This is a genomic window from Haliscomenobacter sp. (assembly GCF_040403615.1).
In the GTDB taxonomy this organism is placed as follows: Bacteria; Bacteroidota; Bacteroidia; order Chitinophagales; family Saprospiraceae; genus Haliscomenobacter.
Map to the genome: position 1 here is coordinate 1 of NZ_JBBAKG010000207.1, position 4,480 is coordinate 4,480.

General features: G+C 49.2%; 2 protein-coding genes. Both read right to left on the reverse strand.

Annotation, left to right across the window (positions count from 1 at the left end):
• Positions 1 to 16 precede the first annotated feature (16 nt).
• Complete coding sequence (locus ABW391_RS28680; protein ID WP_353485340.1) at positions 17 to 1,549, reverse strand: methyltransferase regulatory domain-containing protein; 1,533 nt, start codon at positions 1,547 to 1,549, stop codon at positions 17 to 19.
• A gap of 157 nt (positions 1,550 to 1,706) precedes the next feature.
• Positions 1,707 to 4,480: beta strand repeat-containing protein (locus ABW391_RS28685; RefSeq protein WP_502916364.1), on the reverse strand; the 2,774-nt coding region annotated here is incomplete at its 5' end.

The following is a 4,480-nucleotide window of genomic DNA, read 5'->3' on the forward strand; positions in this document are numbered from 1 at the left end:
TTGATGGTGGTCATGGTTATGCAATCTGTAGTGCTTTAAGGATATGTAATTGTTTCACAGTAAATTCATGCGCTTGGGCGGTGAGTTCTGCTAAGTGCTCTTCTGCTGTTTCCAGTGGCTTGCCTTCTTTGACAATCTTTTGCCCTTGAGCGGTCAAGATTTGCGCCACAAACGCAGCCCAGTCTTCGGGCTTTTTCTTACCCTGCTGCAAGGCCAGCATAAACAATTGGTGGAACCTGCCCACACCAACGCCCCCTCCCGTCACAGGGCTTGCCAGAAAACCAATTTCATTGCTGCTTCGCGCCTTAAGCATCAAGTGGGTATTGAGTTTGGCTGTGTAGTTCTGAGCCTTGGAAATAGCAGTGTCGTCTTGCACCGCGCTGAATGTGCCGTTATTGCACAGCACCAGCACGACTTGAATCAACTGGGCAAAGGTGATGCCTGTGTCTTTTACCGATTGCTCAATCTGCCCCAAGTTACGTATCTTGTGGTCGGCCATCATGTCCAATACGGGCGCATATACTTTTTCTGTCAAGGTCGCCTCGCCCAATGCACCTGTCACTTTCAAGCTCACATCGGGGCGGTGCGCTGTCAAAACCAAGCGCTGGTCTCTCAGGCCTTGGGCCTGTTCCAGTGCTGTCGAGCGTCTTGCACCCTTGACCCAATAGTCTTTTCTGAACTGCTGGTTGACCATGAAGTCACGCACCGTTTGCTTGAACATCGGGTCGTGGATGTCCTTCAAAAAGGCTTGTTGCTCAGCCGTTAGGTTCACAGCTTCTACATAGTCGAGGTAATTCGCTGAGCAAGCGTAGGTCAGCTTGGCAGGCTCGAGCCACTCTGCCATCGTCCCAAAGTGCATGGGGTGCCAGTCACGATTGAAGTATTCGTGGGCCAAGTAGTGACGGTTTTGTCCTTTGATTTGTTTAATCTTTTCATTGACCAGTGGATTGGCTCTGGCAAACAGGGGGTTAGTTGCTAAGAGCTTTTCTGTAAAGTCCAAAGCACCGTCAATACGGCTAACGATACCTACTCCATCTGCACCAATGACTTCAGCGTGTTCGGTCATCAAGTGGCGCATGGGGGCAAAGGTTCCCCAGCCGGGCAAGGTGTTGTAGCTGATGTAAAGCACACCGCCCACTTTGAGCTTGCGCCGGATGAAGTCAACGATGACAGCGCAGTTCTCATCAGATACCCAACTCCAGATACCGTGCAGGCCGATGTAGTCAAACTCGGGCAAGTCACGCTTTGCGAACTCTGCGAATGCTTCGTCATAAAGATGAGCATTTGCTCCTGAAACAGAGGTCAACTCTTGGGCAAACCCAGCTTGTGCGGGATTGAAATCAGTACCGTGCCAAGAACAAACAGAGGCAGCGGCGTGCATATTTGCCGATAAGCCTTGACCAAACCCTAGCTCACAGGCTGTGCCAAATTCGGGAGCAACAAGACCCGTGTTCAAGAACGCTAACTTAACCCGCTGGGGATTCAATTCAAGGTAGTAGCCGTAGGTGTAGCCGATGTCGGCAACGTAGCCGGATGTCCAGTCGGTCATGGTGATGTCTCGTGAGATAAGTTGAGGGGTCTTGTCGCAGGGCACCTTTTTTTCAGATGCGCTATGAAAAAACCCCACTGCCTTGTGAACGGTGGGGTTCTTGAAGAGCCTAACTTGACCCCTTGCTTGCGCTTGGGGTTGTTAGTTCTTTGGTAGCTTAGGCTAGAGTCATGTTGCCATTAGCCAAGGTGATTGTGTCGAAAGCACCAGCAGTGGTATCAACACCAACCAACTTGATCAACTGGTCGCCTGCGCCTACGCCATCGGTACCTTCCGATATAAATACATAAGCATCCGCACCGAACTGGAACATTGCTACTTGGCCAATCGCTCTTGCTCCGCCAAGATTGATACCGGCTTCTGTAGCAGTGATACGCGCAGCCAACGTAGCGTCAGCAGCGGCAAACGTTGCAACACCTGCGGCAGAAATCAATGCAGTACCAGTGGTTGCTGCGGTAGCAGAAGCCATGATTGTTAATGGCGCATTAGCGTATACGATCGTGTCAGATGCAGTTACAAAGTCATTAATGGTTTGGAAAACCGTCGCTGAAGGGGTTGTACTTGCTGTACCAAACACAAAAAAGTCGGACCCAGAGCCGCCAGTAAGAACGTTATTAGCAGATGTTCCAACGACACCATTAAGGGAAAGATTGGTACCACTAGCATCGATGGTTGCTGTTGTACCCGCGACTCCAACAGTGAAAGCTGATATTGTGATATCGCCATCCTGCTTGAAGTTCAACCGAGTTGTAGCGGAAGTTGCACCTTCAATCGCAGTCACGATATGTTTCAATCGAGCATCTGCATTAATTGCTGCAATCAATGCAGTTGTTTGAGTTGCAGGGGTTGCAGCAGCCGCAACTGCAAGGGTAAGTGTTGTACCTGCAATAACGTAGGTGTCGTTACCAGCCGCAGCATTGGTTGCCAAAAGAATTGTCTGAACTTCTTTTCTTCCAGAATTGTCAGCATAGATCACATCTGCACCACCACCACCAACGATGGTATCAATACCAGAACCGGTAGAAATTGTGTCAGCACCCGAACCACCAGTGATTGTGTTTGCAATAGTAGTGGAGCCTGTCAATGTGTTCGTGCCAGCCGTTGCTGTCATGTTCACAGCAGCTACTGATGCGGCGAAATTCAAAGTATCGCCACCAAGCAGAGAACCCTTAACAGTTGCGTCTGTTGTCAAAACACCAGAGGTGTAAACAATTGCGCCTTTAGTTAAACCGCTGGCATCTAAAGTGTGCAAGTTAGTAGAAGCGGTAGTACCGTCTGCAAGGTTGTGTGTAAGAGTCAATCCGTTGTTACCGGTTACAACGATAGAGGTTGCATTTGTATCATTGAGAGTGGCAGTTGCTTGTCTCGTTACGAAGGTCAAGTTCGTATCGTTAGTCACGATATTGACGGTTTCAGCGCCGGGCGTGGCAAAAATGCCAAAGGCATTAGCGGCGGCTGACAAGTCACCTGACAATTTAAGAGTCAATGTATCAGTACCAGCAGTCAAACTATTAGTTGTAATGCTTGTACCTGTTGCACCAAATACCGTTTCAATGGTCTGACCAGAAGTGACGCCGGCCAAGACTTGCGCAGCACCAGCTGAAGTCATTTTCACAGTAGTGAAGGTGCCCATTTTGCCCACATCAACTGTTGCGCCTGTCTGTGTACCTATGTTCAAGATTTCAAAACCAGTTACAGCAGCTTTAAATGCAGTAGTTACAGCATTTGTTGCAGATAAAGTTTGTGCATCGGCGTTGACCAAAATCAATTCGTCAGCAGTACCGGTGCCGCCATTAATAGAGCCACCAGTGCCGAGCGCTGTTGTACCAGACGTCAATGTTACGGAGTTGGCAGCTAATACGGCATTTGATGTTCCAGCTACAGCAGCAACAGCTGTACCACCACCCAAGTTGATCGCTTTAGTAGTTGCACCAACGGTGATGTGTTCGTTACCTGCACCACCTGTAACGGCAGTAGCAAGGTTGACAGTAGCTGTCGTAGTTCCAGTCGTACCCGATGTATCAAGCAAGGTAACGGCAGTTGCACCAGTGGTCAAGTTGGTTGTCAAGCCAGCAGAGCCGGTCACGTTAACAGTTGCCAAAACGGTGTTGCCTGTCAGCGTCAATGTTGCCAACTTGGTACCGCTAACATTTAATGTAGTTGCGAGAGCAGCAGTCAAAGTACCAGAAACGTTAGCAGCTGTAGACGAGTAGTTGACAGTAGTTGCTTTGGCTGCAGTGAATGTACCCAGAGCAGCAGCGCCGGTCACATTAATGTTCAAAGTAGTTGCTGTAACGTCTGTCAAACCTCCAAGTGTTGTTGTACCAGAAGTGTTTACTGTCAATGCGCGAGTTCCAGCAGCTGCTGTAACTGTAGTCAAGCCACCGGTAGCTTCTAAATTCAGGGTTGTGATTCCATTGCCTGTCAATGTGTTGGCACCGGATGCTTTTGTAATTGATACAGTGTTCAGTTTGCTGCCTGTTGTGACTGTCGTAGCAGTGTCAGTTACAGCAACTGTAGTGAATGTGCCTGTGCCAGTTGCAGCAACTTTTACAGATGTTGCGTCAGCAAGAGTTACAGCAACTGTGGCTGCCGTCATTGCAGCAGCAGCGCTGGCATCGGTGTACGACAGTGATGTTACGCCCGTACCAAACGTTGTATTTGTAATGGCAACTTCACCGGAAGTCGTACCTGTATTCACGCGAGAAACAACGATGTTCTCAATACCTGCCAAGGTAACGGCTGCAGGAAGTGCGAAGAGAGCAGTACCTGTCTCAGCATAGTTGAAAGTATCAGTACCAGCACCACCGTTGATGTTGTCGAAACTATTCAACGTTGAGGAAGTGGCATTGAACGTATCGTTGCCAGCTGTGGAGGTAGATTTAGAAGTTGATTCGAGAGTTCCAGACACGTCCACACCAGTAGTGAGCG